The 20,917-nt window shown below is 31.4% G+C and carries 19 protein-coding genes; 13 read left to right on the top strand and 6 right to left on the bottom strand.

Annotated elements, in window-relative coordinates; translation table 11 throughout:
* Positions 1 to 75 precede the first annotated feature (75 nt).
* Positions 76 to 1,833, top strand: coding sequence for a serine hydrolase (locus tag KQI38_RS04690; protein WP_216556435.1), 1,758 nt, complete (start codon positions 76 to 78; stop codon positions 1,831 to 1,833).
* A gap of 77 nt (positions 1,834 to 1,910) precedes the next feature.
* Here the strand turns inward: KQI38_RS04690 and KQI38_RS04685 are convergent, their stop codons facing one another.
* The gene (locus KQI38_RS04685; protein WP_216556433.1) at positions 1,911 to 2,447 is read right to left on the bottom strand and encodes a GNAT family N-acetyltransferase; all 537 of its coding nucleotides are present in this window, start codon (positions 2,445 to 2,447) and stop codon (positions 1,911 to 1,913) included.
* A gap of 295 nt (positions 2,448 to 2,742) precedes the next feature.
* On the bottom strand, positions 2,743 to 3,840 hold the full coding sequence (ychF, locus tag KQI38_RS04680; RefSeq protein WP_216556431.1) for a redox-regulated ATPase YchF: 1,098 nt from the start codon (positions 3,838 to 3,840) through the stop codon (positions 2,743 to 2,745).
* Between the two features lie 244 nt (positions 3,841 to 4,084).
* On the opposite strand from ychF, the gene KQI38_RS04675 reads away from it, so the two are divergent.
* From KQI38_RS04675 to KQI38_RS04640, 8 genes are all read left to right on the top strand, one after another.
* Positions 4,085 to 4,693, top strand: a complete 609-nt coding sequence (locus tag KQI38_RS04675) for a TetR/AcrR family transcriptional regulator (RefSeq protein WP_216556429.1) — start codon at positions 4,085 to 4,087, stop codon at positions 4,691 to 4,693.
* Between the two features lie 112 nt (positions 4,694 to 4,805).
* Positions 4,806 to 5,546: a GNAT family N-acetyltransferase gene (locus tag KQI38_RS04670; protein ID WP_216556427.1), complete on the top strand. Its 741-nt coding sequence runs from the start codon at positions 4,806 to 4,808 to the stop codon at positions 5,544 to 5,546.
* A 23-nt stretch (positions 5,547 to 5,569) separates the two neighbouring features.
* Positions 5,570 to 6,826: a GNAT family N-acetyltransferase gene (locus tag KQI38_RS04665; protein ID WP_216556425.1), complete on the top strand. Its 1,257-nt coding sequence runs from the start codon at positions 5,570 to 5,572 to the stop codon at positions 6,824 to 6,826.
* A gap of 128 nt (positions 6,827 to 6,954) precedes the next feature.
* Positions 6,955 to 8,115: a glycoside hydrolase family 18 protein gene (locus KQI38_RS04660; RefSeq protein WP_246565607.1), complete on the top strand. Its 1,161-nt coding sequence runs from the start codon at positions 6,955 to 6,957 to the stop codon at positions 8,113 to 8,115.
* A gap of 136 nt (positions 8,116 to 8,251) precedes the next feature.
* On the top strand, positions 8,252 to 9,196 hold the full coding sequence (locus tag KQI38_RS04655) for a DMT family transporter (RefSeq protein ID WP_216556421.1): 945 nt from the start codon (positions 8,252 to 8,254) through the stop codon (positions 9,194 to 9,196).
* A 49-nt stretch (positions 9,197 to 9,245) separates the two neighbouring features.
* Positions 9,246 to 10,115 (top strand): tRNA 2-thiocytidine biosynthesis TtcA family protein, encoded by an 870-nt coding sequence (locus tag KQI38_RS04650; RefSeq protein WP_216556419.1) that lies wholly within the window; start codon positions 9,246 to 9,248, stop codon positions 10,113 to 10,115.
* A 26-nt stretch (positions 10,116 to 10,141) separates the two neighbouring features.
* The gene (locus KQI38_RS04645) at positions 10,142 to 10,891 is read left to right on the top strand and encodes an exodeoxyribonuclease III (protein ID WP_216556417.1); all 750 of its coding nucleotides are present in this window, start codon (positions 10,142 to 10,144) and stop codon (positions 10,889 to 10,891) included.
* Positions 10,888 to 11,559: a YczE/YyaS/YitT family protein gene (locus KQI38_RS04640; RefSeq protein ID WP_216556416.1), complete on the top strand. Its 672-nt coding sequence runs from the start codon at positions 10,888 to 10,890 to the stop codon at positions 11,557 to 11,559. Before KQI38_RS04645 ends, KQI38_RS04640 begins: the two co-directional genes overlap by 4 nt.
* Before the next feature lie 20 nt (positions 11,560 to 11,579).
* Here KQI38_RS04640 and KQI38_RS04635 read toward each other — a convergent pair whose 3' ends face one another.
* From KQI38_RS04635 to KQI38_RS04620, 4 genes are all read right to left on the bottom strand, one after another.
* The gene (locus tag KQI38_RS04635; protein WP_216556414.1) at positions 11,580 to 13,478 is read right to left on the bottom strand and encodes a peptidoglycan-binding domain-containing protein; all 1,899 of its coding nucleotides are present in this window, start codon (positions 13,476 to 13,478) and stop codon (positions 11,580 to 11,582) included.
* Between the two features lie 113 nt (positions 13,479 to 13,591).
* On the bottom strand, positions 13,592 to 14,272 hold the full coding sequence (locus KQI38_RS04630) for an MBL fold metallo-hydrolase (protein WP_216556412.1): 681 nt from the start codon (positions 14,270 to 14,272) through the stop codon (positions 13,592 to 13,594).
* Between the two features lie 10 nt (positions 14,273 to 14,282).
* Positions 14,283 to 15,632 carry a sensor histidine kinase gene (locus KQI38_RS04625; protein ID WP_216556410.1) on the bottom strand — a complete coding sequence of 450 codons (1,350 nt, stop codon included), beginning with the start codon at positions 15,630 to 15,632 and terminating at the stop codon, positions 14,283 to 14,285.
* Positions 15,629 to 16,291 carry a response regulator transcription factor gene (locus KQI38_RS04620; protein WP_216556408.1) on the bottom strand — a complete coding sequence of 221 codons (663 nt, stop codon included), beginning with the start codon at positions 16,289 to 16,291 and terminating at the stop codon, positions 15,629 to 15,631. Before KQI38_RS04620 ends, KQI38_RS04625 begins: the two co-directional genes overlap by 4 nt.
* Before the next feature lie 257 nt (positions 16,292 to 16,548).
* On the opposite strand from KQI38_RS04620, the gene htrA reads away from it, so the two are divergent.
* The 4 genes from htrA to KQI38_RS04600 all read left to right on the top strand — a co-directional run bounded on the left by htrA (position 16,549) and on the right by KQI38_RS04600 (position 20,812).
* Positions 16,549 to 17,832 (top strand): serine protease HtrA, encoded by a 1,284-nt coding sequence (htrA, locus tag KQI38_RS04615; RefSeq protein WP_216556407.1) that lies wholly within the window; start codon positions 16,549 to 16,551, stop codon positions 17,830 to 17,832.
* Between the two features lie 165 nt (positions 17,833 to 17,997).
* Positions 17,998 to 18,693: a DUF5058 family protein gene (locus KQI38_RS04610; RefSeq protein ID WP_094902942.1), complete on the top strand. Its 696-nt coding sequence runs from the start codon at positions 17,998 to 18,000 to the stop codon at positions 18,691 to 18,693.
* Between the two features lie 27 nt (positions 18,694 to 18,720).
* Positions 18,721 to 19,410, top strand: coding sequence for a hypothetical protein (locus KQI38_RS04605; RefSeq protein ID WP_094902944.1), 690 nt, complete (start codon positions 18,721 to 18,723; stop codon positions 19,408 to 19,410).
* A gap of 22 nt (positions 19,411 to 19,432) precedes the next feature.
* The gene (locus tag KQI38_RS04600) at positions 19,433 to 20,812 is read left to right on the top strand and encodes an amidohydrolase (RefSeq protein WP_094902946.1); all 1,380 of its coding nucleotides are present in this window, start codon (positions 19,433 to 19,435) and stop codon (positions 20,810 to 20,812) included.
* The last annotated feature ends 105 nt before the right edge of the window (positions 20,813 to 20,917 follow it).

Genomic DNA, 20,917 nt, shown 5'->3' with positions numbered 1-20,917 from the left:
TGAAGAATACCTTTCTTATAGCATGAAATTAGTATAAAATATAATTAATTATATTAATTGAGGGGGAGAATATATATGTCAAGACGGTTAATATCTTTAATATTATCATTTATCTTAATTTTAGGCATACCATTTAATGCATTAAGTGAAGCAGGTTCTAAAATCCAGATAATATTAGATGAAGAAGTAGTTGAATTAGAGAACAATGCCTTTTTAAATCAAGATGGAAAGCTTATGTATCCATTACGTGATCTTGCTGAAAAGTTGGGATATTCTATAACTTGGAACGGTAATCAAAATATTACTTTTTCTAATGAAAACAGTAATATTCAGGTTAACATAGGAAAGTCTATTATTGTACTTGATCAAAAAGAGATTGATTTGGAGACAAATATAATAGCTGTAAATGGTAAAACTTTTGTGCCACTATCATTTTTAAGCGATGCATTGGATTTAGTTGTAGGTTGGGATACAAAAACACAAAGTCTAAGAATAAATCAGATTAAAAAGAATAATGAAGATTATTTTCAATCCTATGTTGGAGTCAATAATGAATTGAATAACTATATGGAGCTATTGCATAAATATGAAAACTTCAATGGGAGCATACTTATAGCTAAGAAAGGAGATGTAATTTTAGATAAAGGCTATGGATTTGCAGATATAGATCAAAATATTAAAAATAAAACTCAGACAAGATTTGCAATTGGTTCTGTTACAAAGCAGTTTACAGCTATGGCAATTATGCAGCTTGATGAAAAGCAAATGTTAAATATAGAAGATAAAATATCGAAATACTTACCAGATTTCCCAAATGGGGATGGGATAACAATACATAATTTATTGACCCATACATCTGGATTAGTCAACTACACAGAGTTGCCAGAATTTTATGCTTTGGAGTCAGAAGATCCTAAGGTAGAGGATGTGCTTAACCTTATTAAGGATAAGCCATTAGAGTTTGAGTCAGGGACTCAATTTAAATACTGCAATACAGGATATGCATTGTTAAGTGAGATAATAGAAAAGGTAAGCGGAGTGACATTTGAAGAGTATTTACATGAAAATATATTTAAACCATTGAATATGAAGGATACTGGAGTATGTTACGGAAAAAATAAAGAAATTCATCATGCCACTGCATATTCAGGACATCTGGATTTGATTCCTGTAGATGATGAAATTTTATTGAGTCAAGCTTATGGTGCAGGAAATATGTATTCCACTGTAGAAGATTTATATAGATGGGATAGGGCATTAAATACAGAACAGCTTGTGAAAAAAGAAAGCCTAGATAAGATGTTCAAAGGATATATAGATATGCAAGGCATGGGAGATTACGGATATGGATGGCTTATCAGAGATACGGAGCATGGAAAGGAAATCTTTCATACTGGGGGGACTCTTGGATTTACGGCTAATATAGCAAAATTTATAGATGAAGATTTAACCATTATTGTACTTACAAATAGAAGTGGTTATGATGTTATAAATTTGACGGATACATTGGCTTCTATTACACTAGGTAAGGAATATACTACACCAGAACCTATTAAAGAAATACAAATAAAGGATAAGGCTTTATATGATAACTATGTAGGAGAATATGTAATATTCCCAGGATTTACTATTACCATTACAGCAGAAGAAGGAAAGATATATGCTATGGTTACAGGACAAGATAAATATGAAATATTCCCTGAATCAGAGGAAAGCTATTTTTATAAAATAGTAAAAGCCAAGATTACCTTTGTAAAAGGTGAGGACGGAAAAGTAACTAGTCTAATATTAGATCAAAATGGACAGAATCTAACTGGAATTAAGATGAAATAAATATAAATAAATTTCTAAAACCCACCTCTGATATTTCAAAGGTGGGTTTAAAACTGATATTACTTAGTCATTTCATACTATAAGCGTTTCCCCATATAGATATCTGGTTTTCCTATGCCGTTGGCATCAGGCATAACTCCAATGATTTTATAGCCGATTTTCATATAGAAGCCAGTTTGGTGAGTACCGGGATTAAAATTTTCAATATGCCTAGGTAAATTGTCATATAGATCAACATTGGCAAAGGAAGTTTCCCTATCATTAACCTTATCATCTGCACCTAGTTGCATTGTTATTCCTCCACGACTGCGTGCTGCATCTTCTAAAGCTTTAACAATTACAGCTCCAATACCATTCCTTCGCATATTTTCTTTAACCGCCAATGGATGAAGTTCAAAAACATTACCATTGTATTGGGGAAGTATTCCACCCCAGCCTATAATTTCATTATCCTCTACAGCAGCAAGTAAAACGTTTTCAGGGATCAACCTTTCTTTAATCTCATCAATTGCATCATCAAGGGTTGGCCATCCGATGGGGAGACTATCAGTAAGAATTTGTGCAGCTTGAAGAATTAAATCCTCTTTAAATTCATTCATATTTACAATTTTCAAAATAACACCTCCAAATATTATAGAAAAAATTTGAAACTATAAACCTTAAGGGGAGGTGCTCTTGCTATTTGTAATGAGAGAAATTAACAAGGCAGTCTAATATATCTCATAAGGGTCACCTTCTTTTTAAAATAATAAACAGAATTTTCCTTATATTTTTAATTATAACAGATAAGTAAAACTTATAGCAATAAAGTTATCAATTATATTTAAGCTTATATATAATTAATCCACTATATGTTTTCTATATAGTGGATTAATCTGTTATTATAGAATATGCTTAATTATTTGTCATCTATACATTAAATCTAAATAATACTACATCTCCATCTTTCATTATATAATCTTTTCCTTCGATTCTCACAAGTCCTTTTTCTCTAGCAGAAGCTAAATTACCCCCATGAGCCATAATATCATCAAATGATATTACCTCTGCTCTGATAAATCCTCTTTCCATATCTGAGTGAATTTTGCCAGCTGCTTGAGGAGCCAATGTGCCTTTCTTTATGGTCCAAGCTCTTGTTTCCATAGGTCCTGCTGTTAAGAAGCTCATAAGTCCTAGTAAGCTATAAGATGCTTGTATCAATTTATCAAGACCAGATTTATCAACACCTAAGTCTTTCAAAAATTCTGCCTTTTCTTCGTCATCTAGTAACGAAATTTCTGCCTCTATCTGTGCACTTACTACGACTACCTCTGCATTTTCTGTAGAAGCAAATTCTTTTACTTTAGCTACATAAGGATTTGAACTTCCACCATCAGCTAAGTCATTTTCTGAAACATTTGCTGCATAGATAACAGGCTTTGAACTTAGAAGATTAAAGGATTTCACGATTTCATTTTCTTCAGATGATAAGTCCAATGTTCTCACGGATTTTCCTTCTTCTAAGGCTTTAATTGTTCTTTGAATGAGTTCGATTTCTGTAGAAAGACTCTTATCTCCTTTAGCTGCTTTTTTGGATCTTTCCAACCTTCTTTCCAATTGCTCCATGTCAGAGAACATTAGCTCTAGATTTATAGTTTCGATATCTCTTAGGGGATCAATGCTTCCCTCTACATGAACTACATCCACGTTTTTAAAACATCTAACTACATGCACTATAGCCTCTACCTCACGAATATGAGATAAAAACTTATTTCCAAGACCTTCTCCATTACTTGCTCCCTTTACAAGTCCGGCTATATCATAAAATTCAATAGCAGTCGGAAGAATTCTCTTTGATGAGTAGATTTCTGCTAGTTTTTCTAGTCTCTCATCTGGTACTGCAACTACACCTACATTTGGCTCTATAGTGCAAAAAGGATAGTTAGCAGATTCCGCACCAGCTTGAGTTATTGCATTAAAAAGTGTACTTTTCCCTACATTTGGTAGGCCTACAATTCCAAGTTTCATTTTCTATGTCCTTTCTATGATAAAAATATTCCATTAAACTTTAACTAAATTAAAAAAATACCACACAAAAAGAAATTATACAGTATATAAGCTATAAGTGCAATGACAACATTATGGTAGATTACTATTAAGAGATTTGTAGGCTATTTTTTATATATAAAATTTAAATATAATATTGCATCTTACAATTATTTAACATATAATAAAATTAAAAAACCGACTAGTCGGTTTGTATGGAGGTAATATGTCAAAACCTAGCAATAAAGGGGTAGAAACTAAAAAAGAAAAAATAATTAAACATGCATTTAATTTATTTACAGAAAAAGGTTATTCTGAAACATCTGTAGATGATATTGTCAGAGCATCAGGTATAAGTAAAGGAGGGATATATTATTATTTTAAAAGTAAGGAAGACATATTTTTAGAGATTGCAGAAGAACGATTAAGACAGAGAAAGAATCTTATGGATAATAATCAGGATGCAAAATCAAGTAAAGAGAAAATTGTTAGTTATATCAATTGGACTTTAACAGGCTTTTTTGATGAAAATATTCAAAAGATGTCTCGCTTTACTTTTGAATTTTGGTCTGTGCTTTCTAGAAATCCAAATATGGCAGACAAAGCTAAAGAAAGATATAAGATGTTTTATAATATTTTAGCAGAGATTTTACAGCAAGGAGTTAATAATGGGGAGTTTAAAGAAGATATAGATATAGAATCTATGGTCTATATTATTTTATCTTCAATGGATGGTATTGGATTTGTGAATTCTGTAATGGGAATTAGTATGACTCATGATATAGTTAAAAATTATATAGATATGATATTGAAAAAAATCGAAAAAGGAGATTAAGATGATCATATATGACTATTGTAGCAATATCAAATTTGAAAAAGTGTACAATGCCTTTAGAATCGGTTTTTCAGATTATATAATAAAACTTGAGATCTCTAAGGAGGACTTTATGAAGCGTTTCTTTGGACCAGAAGGAAATCAATTAGAACATTCATTTATAGCATTAGATGAAGGGAATCCAATAGGATTAATTTTAGGAAGTGTTAAAGATTATGAAGGAATCAGAACTATTCGATGTGGAGCCCTTTGTGTTCATCCTGACTACCGTGGAAAAGAAGTTAGTAAAAATCTATTTCAGCTGCATAGGCGGGCTGCAGTAGACAATAAATGTAAACAGCTGTTTTTAGAAGTTATAGTAGGGAATGATAGAGCTATCAAATTTTATAGTAAATTGGGTTATGAAAAAGTCTATGATATAAAATATTATTCTATTAAAGATATTGATAAGCTACAGGGAGAAGCAGATGAAGCTATAGATATAGAGGAAGTAACCTTCGATACTATTTTGAACTTATCAGAAGAGATAAAGGATATTCATATTAATTGGCAAAATGATTTTGACTATATGAAAAAACTTGAAGGATTGAATTATTATGGAGTTTATGAGGAAAACAAATTAATAGGAGCTATGAGTATAAGTAAAAATGGAAAAGTTTTTTTCATTTGGGTTAATCCACAGTATCGCCAAAAAGGAATAGGAAGAAGTCTTATTCTAAAAGCAACTAATGATCTAAATCTAAATAGTATGAGTATAAGTTTTCCTAATAATGCTAATATAGAAGGTTTTGTAAAACATATGAATTTTCAAAAAGATAATATATCACAATATGAAATGTATTTAACTATCTAATAGAATGAAAGAGGGGTATATGGATGAAGGAAATTAGGAGATTATCAAGTGAAAAGGATTTTACTGATTTTACAGATATAGTAGGGAATGCTTATCCAGGATTTAATATAGAGACAAGGGAACAGAAGAAAAAATTTGTTGAGAATTCCATGAGAGTACAGGAAGAAAGTCCTTTCGTTACATTTTATGGAGTATTTGAAGAGGGTAACCTACTTGGTGGTATGAGATATCATGATTTTAAAATGAATCTATTGTCAACAAAGATTAAAGTCGGAGGAGTAGGCTTAATAGGAGTAGATTTATTGAATAAAAAGGAAAAGGTAGCTAAAGCAATAATGACTAAATTTATAGAGGATTATAGAAGCCAAGGAATATCTATGGCAATCCTTTATCCATTTAATCCCGAATTTTATAAGAAGATGGGCTTTGGATTTGGAACCAGTATGAATCAATATAGAGTAAAGCCTTCTAACCTTCCTAAGGGTAAGTCTAAATCAAATATAAAGCATATTAGAGGGGATGATGCCAAGAAATTATTGGATTGTTATACTAGAATCTATGAAAAAACTAATGGACTTATAGAAAAATATGAAAGGGAATTCCAATTACTATTTAACAATCCAAAGATGAAAGTAGTAGGATATAAGAAGAACAATGAGATTAAGGGGTACATGGTATTCGAATTTAAACTAAGTCATGATAAAAATATTTTTGTAAATGATATTATAGTGAATCAATTGTTATTTGAAGATCAGGAATCACTTATGGAATTAATGACATTTTTAAATAGTCAAAGTGATCAAATAAATAATGTTATTTTTAATATACAGGATGAAAACTTTAGATTTATATTAGAAGATCCTAGAAATGATTCTAGGAATATTTTAACACCGGTATATCATGAATCTAGCATGCAGGGAACGGGAATAATGTATAGAGTAATTGATTTAAAGGGAATTATAAATGAACTAAGGAATCATAATTTTAATAATGAGAGCTGCAAATTGAAGATTACTATAAGAGATAACTTTGTAGCAGATAATGATGGCAGTATAATAGTGGATTTCAATAATGGGTTTCCTACCATTGTAGATAATAAAGAATATGATGTTGAAATAAATTTAGATATAGCAGATTTTTCTTCCTTAATTACTTGTACAGTTAACTTTAATAGCTTATATAAATATGGAAGGGCATTGATTTCAGATGAGTCTTACTTGAAAAAAGTAAATAATATATTTGCATCTGATGAAAAACCAATTTGCATGACTATGTTTTAATAAAGAGGGCTGATTTTATCAGTCCTCTTTTCATTAAAATTGCCATTTTCTGTTGGTTGACATAATAAATGAAATTCTATAATATATCCACATAGGTTACTTTGTAATGAGGAGAGGGTTTCGTGAATATGAATTCTATATATAAAAAAAAGCTAGTATTTTCAATTCTTATCTATTTCTTGGCATTTAATTTGCTGTCTACAACCCCTAATGCTATGGCCAATATAGTTCCAAAGGAACAAAAAAAGACTGTAGGCTATTATACTTCTTGGTCAGCTTATTCAAACTTTACTCCAGATAAAATCGATGCAACTAAATTGACTCATATCAATTATGCTTTTGCAAATATAAGTAAGGAGTTAAAGGTAACTTTAGGGGATTCATATATAGACCCTTCTAATATAAAAAAATTAAATGAACTTAAAAAAATTAATCCGAATCTTAAAATACTGATATCCGTTGGAGGATGGTCATGGTCTGATAAGTTTTCTGATGTAGCCTTAACGGACAAATCTAGAACTACTTTTGCAAACAGTTGTGTGGATTTTATAAAAAAATATGGATTTGATGGAATAGATATAGATTGGGAGTTTCCAGTGAGTGGAGGACCTCCAACTAATAAATATAGGCAAGAAGATAAACAAAATTTCACTCTTTTACTTAAGGACATACGAGAAAAATTAAATGTACAGGGAAAAAAAGATGGTAAACATTATTTATTAACTATTGCAGGGGGAGCAGGTTCTATGGGTATTGATAATGTTGAGCTGTGGAATATCCATAGGTACTTAGATTTTGCAAATATTATGACTTACGATATGCATGGAACATGGGATAAATATACAGATTTCAATGCTCCTTTATATGGAGGTGATTCCCCTAATTACGTTAAATCCAGTGTAGATACGGCAGTCAAATCTTGGATAAATGCTGGATTTCCTAAAGAAAAAATTGTTATGGGAATTCCTTTCTTTGGAAAGCAATATAATATGGTGAATGTATGGAATAATGGTTTGTATCAGACTTTTAATGGTGGTTCATCCCTTAGCTATGCTGATATTGTTTCTAAATATTTAAATAAGCAAGGCTTTATAAGATACTATCATTCAGAATATATGGTGCCATGGCTTTATAATGGTACAACTTTTATATCCTATGAAGATGAGGAGTCCATAGGTTATAAAGCAGAATATATTAAGTTAAATGGTTTAGGTGGAGCCATGATTTGGGAACTAAAACAAGATCCGAATAGCATCTTATTGGACAAGCTATATAAAGGTTTACAATAAAAAAATTAATTATAAAACCTAGGTCTTATTCTAGACCTAGGTTTTCCTATGCTTGCAGTTAAATATAAAAATATGATATATTATTGGGAGTAAAATAAGTTTGTATCTATTATTTTAAAAAGAGAGGATGTTATTTTTGAAGAATAAAAAATATCTGCCTATAATCTCCGCAATTATATATTCTACTATATTTGGATTTTCTTTTATGTTTTCTAAGATAGGATTAGAGGTTATGACACCAATTGAACTTATTGCCTTTAGATTTTTATTAGCAGCATTAACTATGACTACACTAAAGGTATTTAAAATTATTAAGGTAGATTTAAAAGGAAAGAATATTAAAATGGTTTTATTAACATCTTTTTGTGAGCCTGTATTATATTTTTTCTTTGAATCTATGGGCATAAGCATGACTTCTTCATCAGAGGCAGGTCTTATGATATCATTGATACCTGTATTTGTAGCTATTTTTAGTATGATATTCTTACATGAGAAACTTAAATCATCCCAACTAGGATTTATAGTTTTATCTGTAGGTGGAGTTGTTTTTATCAATATGATGAAGAATAGCCTAAGCTTGTCTGGAAATTTTCTAGGAATTATATTTTTATTTCTAGCCATAATCGCATCTTCGTTTTATAACATTGGATCAAAAAAATCATCAGCAAATTTTACTCCTATTGAAATAACTTATGTAATGATGTGGGTAGGAGCTATTTCATTTAATATGATATTAATTGTTACTAATTTAATAAAAGGTACAATGGGAAGCTATTTTGCACCTCTAGCTTATAATCAAGCCATAATTCCTCTATTGTATTTAGGTATTTTATCATCAATAATTGCGTTCTTTATGGTTAATTATACTATATCAAAGATTCCAGTATCCCAATCTGCAGTTTTTGCTAATCTTTGTACCATAGTATCAATTTTGGCTGGAGTATTTATATTAAAAGAAGATTTTTTCTGGTATGATTTTGTTGGAGCTCTTATGATCCTTATAGGAGTATGGGGAACTGTATATTTTGGAGAAAGAGATAATTGTGAGATTTTAATCCACACTGAATTATTAGAAGAATAATTTTTAGTATAAACTATAATAATCAATAGAATTAGATGGAGTGATAATAATGGATGAAAAAGATAATGGAATAAAAGGATCAGGATGTGAAATACTAGTCCCTTTTAATGAAAGAAAACCATTAGCTGATATAGAGAGAAGTATTATAAAGACTTATAGAAAACATATATGGGCTAAATTTATTAAAGCAATAAAAGAATATAATCTTATACAAGATGGAGATAAAATAGCAGTGGCCATATCAGGAGGAAAGGATAGCCTTCTTATGGCGAAACTCTTTCAAGAATTATATAGGAATGGAAATAAAAATTTTGAATTAGAGTTTATAGCCATGGACCCAGGGTATCATTCAGAAATAAGAGAGCTTCTAGAGGATAATTGTGAATATTTAAATATACCAGTCCATATATATGATGCGGATATATTTGCAGTTGCAGATAAAATAGCTAAGGATTATCCTTGCTATATGTGTGCAAGGATGAGAAGAGGCTCACTATATGGTAAGGCAAAGGAATTAGGCTGTAATAAACTTGCCTTAGGCCATCATTTCAATGATGTTATAGAAACTACAATGTTAAATCTATTATGTGCTGGTAATTTTAAGACTATGTTACCTAAATTAAAGGCTCAAAACTTTGAAGGTCTTGAATTAATAAGACCTTTATACCTAATAGAAGAAATTTATATTCAAAGATTTATTCAAAATGCAGGAATCTGGCCTTTAAATTGTGCTTGTATGGTCGCAGCTAAAAAAATTGGTAATAAAAGATATGAGATAAAGGATTTGCTTGAAACATTAAGGAAAGACTTCGTAAATGTTGATATTAATATTTTTAGAGCAGCTGAAAATGTCAATATGGACGGAATATTAGGATGGCAAGAAGATGGAGAAAAACACTCATTTTTAGATGAATATTAAAAAGAATTAGCAAGGGGGAATTTGAGATGAAGTTGATTTCTTGGAATGTAAACGGACTTCGTGCTTGTGTGGGAAAAGGATTTTTAGATTTTTTCAATGAAGTAGATGCAGATATATTTTGTATACAGGAGACTAAACTACAAGAGGGACAAATTAATTTGGAACTAGAGGGATATCATCAATATTGGAATTATGCAGAGAAAAAAGGATATTCAGGAACAGCAGTATTTACAAAGGTTGAACCAGTATCCGTATTTTATGGAATAGATATAGAAGAGCATGACAATGAAGGTAGAGTTATTACTTTAGAGTATGATGAATTCTACTTAGTAAATGTCTATACTCCCAATTCTCAAAGAGAATTAGCAAGATTAGATTATAGAATGAAATGGGAAGATGAGTTTAAATCTTATCTCAAAAAATTAGAAGATAAAAAGCCTGTAATCTTATGTGGTGATTTAAATGTTGCTCACAAGGAAATAGATTTAAAAAATCCTAGTACCAATAGAAAAAATGCAGGGTTTACTGATGAAGAAAGAGAAAAGATGACAGCATTAATAAAATCAGGGTTTGTTGATACCTTTAGACATTTCTATCCAGATAAAGAAGATGCTTATACTTGGTGGTCTTATATGAGACAAGCAAGAGATAGAAATGTGGGCTGGAGAATTGATTATTTTATAGTATCAGAGACTCTTTTAGACAATGTAAAGTCAGCAGCTATACATTCAGATGTGATGGGTTCTGATCATTGTCCAGTGGAATTAATTATATGAAAAAAATAATTCTAAGAATTATTAGACTTTTTATAGGATATTTTGTATGTGCCGTAGGGATGGTCATGACTATTAATGCTAATATAGGGGTTTCTCCATGGGATGTATTTCATCAAGGATTAGGAAATATATTTAATCTACCTATAGGAAGAGCAAGCATAATTGCTGGACTTATAATAACTATAATAGATATATTCTTAGGACAAAATATAGGCTGGGGAACTATATTTAATATGATAGTTATTGGTATTTTCGTTGACTTTCTAATGTTCAATAAATTAATCCCTATTTTTAATTCTTTTTTTCCAAGTTTACTGATGATGCTTTTGGGCATGTTAGTTCTAGGATATGGATGCTATATTTATATTGGAGCAGGTTTTGGAGCGGGACCTAGGGATGGACTTATGGTTGCACTGACCAAGAAGACAAATAAATCTGTAAGATTTGTAAAAAATTCTGTGGAAATTTTGGTTACAGTAGTAGGGTATTTATTAGGTGGTTCAGTTGGTATAGGAACTGCTATAATGTCTATAGCTGGAGGATATTTCTTCCAATTTGCTTTCAAAACTGTTAATTTTGATGTATCTCAAGTAGAGCATAGATATATATCTGATGATATAAGGTTTATAAAGGAAAGATTAATAAGTGTTAAAGAGGATAAAGCCTAGACTTTATCCTCTTTATTATATTAATTAGTTTTTAATTCTTGTACTCCTGAAATTGAGTAAGTTCCTTCTGGGCTAAATGTATCTTTAGCTTCTTGAGTAGTGAAGTATACATTACCTTCAACCTTTGTATTTATTAATCTAACTCCAGGTGCTGAAATATAAAGGTCACCTTTGATAGTTCCGTTTTGTATTCTAGCTTTAGGAGTTTTGATAATTAATTTTGGTGTTGTTAAAGTAAATTCACCAGTTACATTTTTCTTATCATCTTGAGTGTAAAGAGCTATTTTACGATCAAAAGCATGTGTACCATCAGTAGCAAATTTACCATTTCTAAATTCACCTTCTAAAGCAAGCTCTTTATCAGTAGTGATATCAGATTCAAGACAAATAATCCATTTTCCATGTTTGGATATTGCTTTTTCAAAATTAGCTTCATCAGTTACCACAGAAGCTGATGCGATGGCATCTACCTCTACTAATTCTTGTTCTCCAGTAATTTCACTATTTACATTATTGAAAGTAGACTTGGCACTTTCTGTAGTGAAATAAACACTTCCATTTACCTTAGTATTTTCTAACTTAAAGTTATCTGAGGAAACATAAAGGTTCCCGTTGAATGTACCGTTAAGCATTCTAGGCATTGGACTTTTAATAAATAATCTTGGTGCTGTTAATGTAAAATTATGAGTAAAAACCTTAGTTTTATCTTCTAAAGTCTTTTGGCTATAAAGACCGATTTTACGGTCTACTGTATCGTTATTTTTAAACTCACCCTCCATAGTAAGGTCTTTATTGAAAGTTAAATCCTTTAATAAAGCGGCAATCCATGAACCATCTTTAGATATTGCTTTTTCAAAATCAGCTTCATCTCTTACTATTGAAGCAGTAGAAGTTGCATCAACATTAATTAATTCTCTTTTTCCTTTTATAGTACTCTTTTCATCGATATTGAAAGTTTCCTTAGCTTCATTATTTAAGAAATATATATTACCTTCAACTGTAGCATCTACTATTCTAAAGTTTGGTACCTCAACATATATATCACCTTTGAAAGTTCCGCCTTGGATTCTGGCATTAGGACTCTTGATAGTTAATTTTGGAGCCGTTATAGTAAATCTTTCAAGTACAACTTTGTTATCATCTTGAGTATAAGGAGCTATCTTACGTTGAATAGCATCTGTACCATCTGCATTTTTCTTGCCATTTTTAAATTCACCTTCTAAAACAAGTTCTTTGTCAAAAGTAAGGTCATTTAAGGTACAAATAATCCATTTTCCATCTTTAGATATTGCCTTTTCGAAATCAGCTGCATTATCTACTATAGAAGCTGATGTTACAGCATCTACTTTTTCTTCAGCTTCTTCTTCAACAGGCTTAGTTACTGTCTCTGTTTTTTCTGATTTAGGTTCAGTCGTTTCAGTTGGTTTTTCTGTTTCAGCTGGTACTACTGGTGTAGCAGGTTCAGCTGGTTTAACTACTTCAGCTACTACTGGAGCTAATTTTGCCAGAGTTTTTGGACCAACAATTCCATCAACTCTAAGGCTATTTTTGCCTTGATAATCTTTAACTGCTACTAAAGTTCTTTCTCCAAATATTCCGTCTGTTTTAAGTATATACCCGTTGCTGTTAAGTAAAGTTTGTAGTAGTGTAACATCTCCACCTACAGAACCTAATGCTAATAAACGAGTTATCGTTGATGATGTAGCAGTAGCTTGTGTTGTAGTTGTAGTAGTTTTTGCTGATGCTGTTGGTTTTGATGCTGGTGTAGCTGGTTTTGCTGGCGCTGGTGCTGAAGTAGTAGCAGCCGCTACAGCATCAACTGCAACTAAATTTGTCGCTGAGTTTGCGTGGGAAGCTAAGCCTGTAGAAGATAAAAGCAGAGCTGCGCAACTCACTGATGCGATTAATCTTTTGTTCATAAAAACACCTCCGTCATATTTTGGACAATATGGCTGTCCATACCATTATAGTATATATTTTTTCATAATACCTGGCAATAGTTATATGACATTTCACAAACAAAAGAATTACATTAAAGTGATATTATTTGATTTTTTCTATTTAATTCTATTATTGTACACATATTTCCCTTCATTTTGTGGATAAAATCTGTTGTTATGCTAAACTTATCCCCAAAATGCATTGGTATAAAATAATTTGGATTTACTTCTTCAATGAAATATTCTCCTCCTAAGTTAAATGCGGTCTCTAATCTAGGATCTACAGGGAAAAAGGCTAAGTCAATATGGAAATCTTTAATCTTAGATATCTCTTCCTTGAAAGATTTTTCCATACTTAGTTTCTCCTCTTCAGTATCATCTTCCCAATACCACCAGTTTAGGTCACCTGCATGAAATATATTTATATTATCTACATTGACCAGGAAGGACACCCCCATATCTGTAGAACCAAAAGTTTTTATTTTAACATCATCTAATGCTAGTTCCTCATAGGGTCTCATACTATAAATTTCTTCATCTTCAATATCTATATCTGAGCTTAGGACATAATTTATATTTTTATTTGCATCTCTCCATTTAAATATAGCAGGGTTAAAATGGTCCATATGAGAATGACTGGCAAAGACTATAGTCTTTTTATCTTTTAGAGAAATATCTCCTTTATGATAATCAAATACTAGATAAAAATTTTTTGTTTCCACAGTAAAACCACTGTGAGATATATGCTCAACAGTTATATTTAATTTATCCATATTATCACTCCTAACTAGAAATCTCTATATAAAATGATACCCCTTCTTTTTCATTTATAGCAAGGATATTAGAACTATGTGCGTTAATTATTTTATAGGCTATGGCTAGACCTAATCCAAATTCGCCTTTATAACCTTTATTAAATTTATTAAACATGGTATTTAAAAGATTTTCTTCAATATGTGGACCATCATTCCATATTCTTAAGAGAGTTTTATTATTAGTTTTCTTCAAAGAAATAAGGATTTGATTATTTGCATACCGTATTTGATTATCTAATAGATTTTCAATTGCAATTTTCCATTGCTCTAAATCACCTTCTATAGATATAGGAATAAGGTCTAGATTCCAATTAATATCTGTTCTATGCCAAGAAAATCTCTCTATTATTTCTTTGATTAAGGAATCAAGAGAAAAATTGACTTTATCTATTTCATGATTAGATAGATAATCTAACTTAGTTAGGTATAGCAAATTTTTAATCTTTTTTTCAAGTCTTTTAGCTTCATTATCTATTACATTTATAGAATCATCTAAAGTACCTTTTGGATATATACCGTCTTTAATGGCTTGAGTAAAGCTTTGAATGACCATTACTGGAGTTTTTAGCTCATGGGATACATGTTGTAGGAAAGACTGTTCAGCTTCATCTTGGCGTATAAGCTGTTTTCTAAGATGTTCAATAGAATAGCCTAATTTTCCTATTTCATCTCTTCTATTTAGCTCAATAGGCTCATTCCATTCATTATTAGCTAATTTTTCTACTTTCTTTTCTAAATTTACTAATGGTTTAGATAGATACCTAGACAGTAGTATGGCCGGAATCCAGCTGAATAGGAATACCAAGCCCATAAGGTTAATAAGCCTTTTAAATAGAGTTTGAACTAGGTCTTCTCTATAAGAATCACCCATATAGGATACGAGAAAAGCATCTTGGTTTAGTACTTTACATTTTGAAATAATATAAAATACTTTTTTTCCATTTATATCGCCACTATATTCTTGACTAATGTTTCTTTGAACAATAGCTTGCTCCTGAGCTTTTTTTAGAAAGTCTTCAGAAATTGAAAAGCTTGCTATTGGTCTGTTGTCATCATATATTATAAAATGCTTCACAGTTCGAATGTTTTCTAATACTTGCTCTTCACCAAAGAAATCTGGCCCAATATAGTCTCTATATACATTACTATCAAATTGATTAAATACCAAATCTTGAGCAGCATGAATAGAGGCATAGACCTCCCTTGTGAAAAAACTCCTTAGAGTAGAAGGAAGTATAAATGCCAACAGTATAGAGATAGATAGGGTAATAATGGCGATAACAATCCAAATCTGAACAGATAAAGGATAATTTTTCATGATTTATTCACCCTATAACCATAGCCATAGACAGTTTCCACATCTAGGTCCGGCATTTTTTTTCTAAGTCTTCTAACTAAATCATCTACAACTCTATCGGAGCCAAAATAATCGTTTCCCCATACATGGTCTAATATTTGCTCTCTAGACAATGCTATGCTAGGATTTTTAGCAAAGTATATTAATAAATCATATTCTTTAGAAGTAAGATCAATTATCTTTTCTCCAAGCTTAACCACCCTACTGTTATCATTTATAGTATAAGGATGTAGGTTGCTTATGGTAGAAGCACTGGCGCTAAATCTATCTAGAAGATTTCTAGCACGAATTACCAATTCCCTTGGTAAAAATGGTTTAGGCAGATAATCATCACTACCCAGTTCAAGTCCTACGACCCTATCAATATCTGCATCCCTAGCAGAAATAAATATAACTGGAATATTAGGCGTAGCTGATTTGATTTCTTTAATTAATTGATATCCATCAATATCAGGTAACATAATATCTAAAATCCATAAATCAGGCGGAGTTAAGATAGATCTTTCTGCATCAAGACCATTTAAAAATGAAACCACATTCCAGCCTTCTTTTTTTAGATAAGATGTAAGTACTAAATTCAGGTTTTCATCATCTTCTACTAAATATATTCTATAGGACATATAAATCACCCCATTATATAATTCCATTTATTTAAGGATATTATATCAAATATACAAAAAGAAAAACCAAATCCCACAACAAAAACATAATTTCACCATATTATTTTCATACTCTTAGATTAGAATAAAGACAAAAGAACAGTGAATAGTGAATAAGTAATAGTGAATAGTTAAAAAAACAAAAGACCCTAAGTCCTTACCTAAAACTATTCACTTTTCACCCTTCACTATCAACTAAAAAATTGGGAGGAAGTATTATGGATGAAAATAGAGATTATGGAATAGAAGAAAATGAAATCGATGAGAATCTAGAAAAGACAGAGAAGATTACGGGAGAGACAGAGGAGTTTGAGGAAGTCATAGGAAGTAAAGAAAACTATAAAATACCAGAAGATATTCATATATATAGGAGCTGTGGAGAAAAAAAGGAGCCAAAGAAGAAATCCTTTAGAGGTAGTTTAATATCCTATATAGCAATAGCATTAGCTGCTTCACTTGTGGGAGGCTTATCTTCCATATATATAGCACCAAGTCTATATGGCAGGGTATTACCTAATCCAAATAACACCGCATATACAGCAGCACCGATAAATATTACAACTAGTGATGATATAAATACAGTATCAGCTGTAGCTAAGAAGGCTATGAGTTCAGTAGTAGGTATAACTTCTGTAGAGTTACAACAGTATTTCTTCTCTCAACAAGAAGTAGAAGGTGTAGGCTCTGGAGTTATAATAGACAGTAATGGATATATTCTTACAAATTCCCATGTGGTAGCAGATGGAAATGCCAAGGAAGTTAATGTGTTATTTGAAAATGGTGATAAAAAATCAGGAACAGTACTTTGGAATGATAGTACATTGGATTTAGCTATAGTTAAAGTAGAGGCTACCGGGCTTCCAGTAGCTACTTTAGGAGATTCAGATAAACTAGAAGTTGGTGAGATAGCCGTAGCCATTGGAAATCCATTAGGATTAGAATTTCAAAGATCAGTTACCTCAGGTATAATCTCTGGACTTCATAGATCTATCCAAGTAAGTACAAATAACGTGATAGAAGATTTAATACAGACAGATGCATCCATTAACCCAGGAAACAGTGGTGGACCACTTTTAAATAGTAAAGGTGAGGTAATAGGTATCAATACAGCTAAGATAAAAACAGCAGAGGGATTAGGATTTTCTATTCCTATAAATGAAGCAAAGGCAATAGTGGAGGAAGTAGTTAAAAATGGATCATATAAGACTGTATTTATGGGAATATCAGGAGTTTCCGTTGAGGATTATCAAGCTAGACTTGGAGTTAAATTGACAACAGATAAAGGAGTAATACTAATTCAAATCTCAGAAAATACTCCTGCATCTAGAGCTGGTTTATTAAATGGAGATATTATTACAAAAATAGATAATACAGAAATAGACAATATGAGTAAACTTAAAAAAGTATTATATAAGTACAAACAAGGAGATAAAGCAACATTAACAATCATGAGGAATAATACTGAAGAAAAGATTGATATAGAGTTTACAGATATAAGATAAACTGTAAATAAGATAACCTATGAGTAGTCCCCCTTCTCATAGGTTATTTTTTATTTTTTGAAAATATTTTCACAAATTTGATTAAATAAGAAAAGTTTTTACATTGGTTTGGCATATATGAGAGTGATAAGATTTAGATAAACAACAAACTAAGGAGGAATAAATATGGACTATTTACAAATTGCAAATAGCTTTCCAATGTGGTTGGCAGCAGGACTTGCAATAACCTTGGCATTATTTCAAGCAATTATCTTTGCTAAAAAATCTTATAATACAGGAAAAGAAATAGGACTTACAGAAGGACAAATGAAAAGTGCAATGAAAAGTAGTTTTATTACATCAATAGGGCCTTCAATAGTAATCTTAACAGGACTTTTATCATTATTAGTAACAGTAGGTGGCCCTATGGCATGGATGAGATTATCTTTTATAGGCTCTGTCATGTTTGAGATGATGGCAGCAGGATTCGGAGCAGAGGCAGTAGGAGTTAAGATGGGAATAGACCCAATGACTAATATGGCATTTGCAAATGCAGTTTGGACTATGATACTTGGTTCTATTGGTTGGATAGTATTTGCTACATTGACAGCGGACAAAATGGAGAAAGTACAAGTTAAGTTTTCAAAAGGTGATAAAGGATTATTAGGTATTATATCAGTAGCAGCTATGTTAGGATCCTTTGGTTCATTAGTATCAGGACATCTAGTAGCAATGAATAAAAATACCATTGCAGCATTAGTAGGTGGAACTATAATGTTGATACTATTTCCAATAGCAGATAAAAAGAATATTAAATGGCTAAAGGAATGGGCTTTAACCTTAGCATTATTTGGTGGAATGTTAATAGCGGCATTAATATAAACAGAGATAATAGAGGAGGCTATTACAATGGAAAAAAATAATCACTATGATGGAGTGTATTTACCATATATAATCAAGTGGGGAAAGATAACTGGTTGGTTAGGCGTATTATTATCATTTGGACCAGCATTGGTACTTGCAGTAATATATAAACTTGTTCCCCCTGTAAGTGCAATAATTACAGCATTTATAGCTATAGCATCAGCGGCGGGTATAAACTGGGTAGTTGAACCAATATCATATTTTCCAATAGTTGGAGTACCGGGAACATATATGGCATTTATAACTGGAAATATTTCAAATCTTAGAATTCCAGCTGCAGCAGTATCCCAGAATGTAGCAGGGGTAGAGCCTGGTACAAAGGAAGGAACTATTATAGCAACATTAGGTATGGCTATATCAGTTATTGTAAATATCGTAATATTAGCTTTAGGAGTATTTGCTGGTGCTGCAATTTTAGAATCACTACCAGAAAGTGTAGTTGTTTCATTTAACTATTTATTACCTGCATTATTTGGAGCAATATTTGTCCAATTTGCTCTTAAAAAGTTAAAACTAGCACCAATCGCATTAGGGATAGCACTAGCACTAACCTTTGCATTAAAAGGAGGAGTATTTAGTTTCTTGCCGGGTAATCCAACATATATAGTTACATTAGGAGCAGTATTTGGAACTATTGGTATAGGTACAGCTCTATATAAGAAAAAACTTATATAAAAGTAGTTAGGGAGGGTTTAGATTGAATAAATCACATGTATTAGAATATTTAAAGGATATAAGTGAAGAAGTAAAAGAATTGAGCTTAAAGGTATGGAATAATCCAGAGACTTCAGGAAATGAAAAAGAATCATCTAATTTATATAAAGATATATTAAAATCTTATGGCTTTGAAATAAAGGAAGTAAAGGGAGTGGAGAATGCTTTTATTGGTGAATATGGCAGTGGTTCTCCTGTAATAGCAGTATTAGGAGAGTATGACGCATTACCAGGATTATCTCAGTCCTTAGATACAAAATTTAATCCAGTAGAGGTAAATGGTCCTGGTCATGGTTGTGGACATAATCTATTAGGTAGTGCAGCTATAGGGTCTGTACTTGCAATTAAAAAATATCTAGAGGAAACTAAGATAAATGGTACAATAAGATTTTATGGCTGTCCTGAAGAAGAGACTTTGATAGGTAAGGTAAAGATGATTAAGGCTGGAGCTTTTGATGGATGTGATTTGGCCCTTAGCTGGCATCCAATGAACGCAAATACAGCAATAGAAAGAGGATTTTTATCCAATAACTCAATCAAATTTAAGTTCCATGGAATATCTGCTCATGCAGCACAATCACCAGAATCTGGTAGATCTGCTTTAGATGCTGTCGAGTTAATGAATGTAGGTGCTAATTATCTAAGAGAGCATGTTATAGATTCAGCTAGAATTCACTATACCATAACGAATGCAGGAGGAGCACCAAATATTGTTCCAAAGGAAGCAGAATCTTGGTATTTTGTCAGAGCACCTTATAGAAAAGATGTGGAAGAAATAACAGAAAGATTGTTTAAAATCGCAAAGGGTGCAGCAATGATGACGGAAACAACAGTTGAATATGAGGTATTAGGTGGATGCTATGAGATGTTACCCAATAAAGTGTTATTTGATTTAACTCATAAAAATATGGTGGAAATTGGTTCACCAACATATACAGAAGAAGAACTTCAATTTGCAAAAGCTATACAAGAAACTTTAGATCCAAATATGGTAGAGGCTGAAATTAAAAAATTTATATCATCAGATAGTGATGAAAAAATATATATACATCAAGAAGTATTGGAAAAAGAAAATGTGAACTCTGTAGTAGTTTCAGGTTCCTCTGATAGTGGTGATGTATCATGGATAATGCCAATGAATTTATTCCTAACTGCTACTTGGCCACTAGGAGTACCAGCTCATTCATGGCAAGCAACTTCAGCTTCTGGATCATCAATGGGTATGAAGGGTATGATATATGCAGCAGAGATTTTTTCAGGAATGATGTATGATTTATTAAACGACCCTAAATTAGTGGAGGAAGCAAATGCTGAGTTTAATAAAAGAACAGAAAAAAGAAAATATGTAAGCCCAATTGAGTAGTGATGATTTAAATTGTTCAATAATAACAATTTAAAGTTAACAATAAATTTAGTAAAAGATTCTTTGGAAATCTCTAGTAATTCCATAATAAGAGATGCAAAGAAT

The organism is Tissierella carlieri (assembly GCF_018917285.1).
Lineage (GTDB): Bacteria > Bacillota > Clostridia > Tissierellales > Tissierellaceae > Tissierella > Tissierella carlieri.
Note: the sequence above shows the minus strand (reverse complement) of the source record. Positions and strands in the feature narration are given on the sequence as shown.

Bases quoted from the DNA above. Each gene is read 5' to 3' on its own strand.
- KQI38_RS04690 (WP_216556435.1), top strand. From the start codon at position 76: ATGTCAAGACGGTTAATATCTTTAATATTATCATTTATCTTAATTTTA.
- ychF (WP_216556431.1), bottom strand. From the start codon at position 3,840: ATGAAACTTGGAATTGTAGGCCTACCAAATGTAGGGAAAAGTACACTT.
- KQI38_RS04675 (WP_216556429.1), top strand. From the start codon at position 4,085: ATGTCAAAACCTAGCAATAAAGGGGTAGAAACTAAAAAAGAAAAAATA.
- KQI38_RS04670 (WP_216556427.1), top strand. From the start codon at position 4,806: ATGAAGCGTTTCTTTGGACCAGAAGGAAATCAATTAGAACATTCATTT.
- KQI38_RS04665 (WP_216556425.1), top strand. From the start codon at position 5,570: ATGAAGGAAATTAGGAGATTATCAAGTGAAAAGGATTTTACTGATTTT.
- KQI38_RS04660 (WP_246565607.1), top strand. From the start codon at position 6,955: ATGAATTCTATATATAAAAAAAAGCTAGTATTTTCAATTCTTATCTAT.
- KQI38_RS04650 (WP_216556419.1), top strand. From the start codon at position 9,246: ATGGATGAAAAAGATAATGGAATAAAAGGATCAGGATGTGAAATACTA.
- KQI38_RS04645 (WP_216556417.1), top strand. From the start codon at position 10,142: ATGAAGTTGATTTCTTGGAATGTAAACGGACTTCGTGCTTGTGTGGGA.
- KQI38_RS04640 (WP_216556416.1), top strand. From the start codon at position 10,888: ATGAAAAAAATAATTCTAAGAATTATTAGACTTTTTATAGGATATTTT.
- KQI38_RS04635 (WP_216556414.1), bottom strand. From the start codon at position 13,478: ATGAACAAAAGATTAATCGCATCAGTGAGTTGCGCAGCTCTGCTTTTA.
- KQI38_RS04630 (WP_216556412.1), bottom strand. From the start codon at position 14,272: ATGGATAAATTAAATATAACTGTTGAGCATATATCTCACAGTGGTTTT.
- KQI38_RS04625 (WP_216556410.1), bottom strand. From the start codon at position 15,632: ATGAAAAATTATCCTTTATCTGTTCAGATTTGGATTGTTATCGCCATT.
- KQI38_RS04620 (WP_216556408.1), bottom strand. From the start codon at position 16,291: ATGTCCTATAGAATATATTTAGTAGAAGATGATGAAAACCTGAATTTA.
- htrA (WP_216556407.1), top strand. From the start codon at position 16,549: ATGGATGAAAATAGAGATTATGGAATAGAAGAAAATGAAATCGATGAG.
- KQI38_RS04610 (WP_094902942.1), top strand. From the start codon at position 17,998: ATGGACTATTTACAAATTGCAAATAGCTTTCCAATGTGGTTGGCAGCA.
- KQI38_RS04605 (WP_094902944.1), top strand. From the start codon at position 18,721: ATGGAAAAAAATAATCACTATGATGGAGTGTATTTACCATATATAATC.